Here is a 2,510-nt window from a genome sequence, read left to right on the forward strand (position 1 = left end):
GCGGGGATACGAGCTCTATAGGGCTCGTCGTCGAAGTTCTTCTTCGGATTCATTGGTTGTTACGCACCCTTTCCACCCATTGGTGGGTGAGGAGTTGCCGGTGCTGTTCAGCGCCCGGATGAAGGGAGGGCTGGTGTTTGTGTGCGAGATCGACGGTGGCAAGCGGCGGGTCTCGTTGCCGCAGTCGTGGACCGATCGAGGGCCCGAGGCGACGTCGAACCGGTTTGCCGTGGACGGGCTCACCGCCGCGCGGACGTTGGTCGACGCGCTGGCATCCCGGCTGCGTGACGACACGGAGGATGCGCAATGATCATGTCTGTTGTGGACAACGTGGAGTCATTCGGCCGGTCGGCGCGAGCGGAGATGAGACGTGGGCGCCGGCTTCAACAAGGTCGAGGCTGTGATGGCGGTGGCGAACATGGCCGCTGCGGTGCTGCTGGCTCGGGCAGGTCGTGGTGAAGGCGACGTCGAAGATCACCGCGTCGCATCGGGGCCGCCTCGCGGTGGTGTATGTGCGTCAGTCGAGCGTGATGCAGGTCCGGGTGCACGGCGAGTCGACGACCCGTCAGTACGGGCTGGCCGCGACCGCGGTCGAGATGGGCTGGGCTCCAGGCGGGGTGCTGACCATCGACGCCGACCTGGGCGTGTCTGGCCGGTTCGGGGCGCACCGCGACGGGTTCACCGAGTTGCTGGCCCGGGTGTGTCGGGGCGAGGTCGGCGCGATCTTCGGTCTGGAGGTGTCCCGGCTGGCGCGGTCGTCCGGGGAGTTCGCGCGGCTGTTGGAGTTGGCCCGGCTCACCGACACGTTGCTGGTCGACGCCGACGGCGTCTACGACTTGGGCGACGTCAACGACCGCCTCCTGCTCGGCCTCAAGGGCAGCATGAGCGAAGCCGAGTTGCACCTGCTCACCGGCCGTCTGCATGGTGCGAAACTGGCTGCGGCGCACCGTGGTGAGCTGCGTTCGCCGCTGGCGGTGGGTTACGTCTATGACGACGGCGAGGTCGTCGTCGACCCTGACGAGCAGGTCCGCCAAGCGGTCGAGGACCTGTTCGCCGAGTTCACCGCGACCGGTTCCGCGTTGGGTGTGGTGAAGGCGTTCGCCACCACCGGCCGCTTGTTCCCGCAGCGCAAGTGGGGTGGGGCGTGGGACGGGCAGATCAAGTGGGGTCGGCTCACCCACGCCCGGGTGCTGCAGGCGGTCAAGAACCCGGTCTACGCCGGCGCGTACGCCTACGGCCGCAGCTACGACGCCCGCAAGGTCCGCCCGGACGGCACCGTCGCCGCGACCAAGGTCAAACGCGCCCGCGCCGACTGGACCGTGCTCATTCAGGACCACCACCCCGGCTACATCACCTGGCAGCAGTTCCTCGACATCGAGGCCAAACTCGCCGCCAACCACACCAAAGCCGGGTTCCGGCCACCTCGCGAGGGGTCGGCGCTGTGTCAGGGGATCATGTTCTGCGGAGTCTGCGGCGGCCGGATGGGCACCCGCTACGGCGACGGCGGCCGGGTGCACTACCTCTGCCAGCACAGCAACCCGCACCGCACGGACGCCTGCCGCACCGTCGCGGCCATCACCGTCGACGACGCCGTGGCCGCGCTGCTGCTCGACGCGGTCACCCCGCAGCAGCTCAAACTCGCAGTCAAGGCCGCCGATGAACTCACCGACCGCTACACCCGCAGCCACCGCGCCGCCGAACTCGCCGTCGAACGCGCCCGCTACGAATCCGACCGCGCCGAACGCGCCTTCAGCAACGTCGACCCCGACAACCGGCTCGTCGCCCGCACCCTGGAAAGCAAATGGGAGACCAAACTCCAGGCGCTCGCTGACGCCGAAGCCGCCCTGATCACCGCACGAGCAGCCCGGCCACCGCTGCCCGAACGCGACGCCCTGCTCGCCCTGGCCGCTGACCTGCCGAAGCTGTGGCACCATCCCGACACACAGGCCCGCGACCGCAAACGGCTGCTGCGCACCCTGATCGCCGACGTCACCCTGCTGCCCGAACAGCACAAAGACGAAGTCCGCATCGGCGTGCGGTGGCACACCGGCGCCGCCGACGAGCTCACCGCCGGCCGGATCGGACCCGGCCGCACCCCCGCCGCCGCGCTCGACGTGATTCGCCGCCACGGCGCCACCCACACCAGTGAACAGCTCGCCGACATCCTCAACGCCGAAGGCCTGCGCACCGGACGCGGCCACCGCTGGACCAAGAGCGGCGTCGCTCGCGTCCGCGCCTACTACACCATCCGGGCACCACGCACGGTCGCAATCCAAAACGGCGAGATCAGCGTCAAACAAGCCGCCGCTGAGCTGGGCATCCCCGCCGACGCCATCTACAACTGGCTCACCCACGGCCAAGTCCCCGCCCGCCGAGGCCCCAGCGGACGCTGGTGCATCCCCTGGGACCCCGACACCCAAGCCATCTACCAGCGCAAAGTCGCCGCCTCGTTCCGACTCAAGCCCAACCCCACAAGAAACGGAAACCGCGCAGTATGAAGCAGCCGTCGG

2 protein-coding genes are annotated in these 2,510 nt (G+C 69.0%); both read left to right on the plus strand.

Going from position 1 to position 2,510, the window contains the following annotated elements:
• Positions 1-52 precede the first annotated feature (52 nt).
• Positions 53-310 (plus strand): DUF5372 family protein, encoded by a 258-nt coding sequence (locus Van01_RS32625; RefSeq protein WP_272491646.1) that lies wholly within the window; start codon positions 53-55, stop codon positions 308-310.
• A 145-nt stretch (positions 311-455) separates the two neighbouring features.
• Entirely contained in the window at positions 456-2,498 is a 2,043-nt protein-coding gene (locus tag Van01_RS32630) for a recombinase family protein (RefSeq protein WP_204015804.1), read from the plus strand.
• Positions 2,499-2,510: the final 12 nt, after the last annotated feature.

Source organism: Micromonospora andamanensis, from assembly GCF_016863495.1.
GTDB lineage: Bacteria > Actinomycetota > Actinomycetes > Mycobacteriales > Micromonosporaceae > Micromonospora > Micromonospora andamanensis.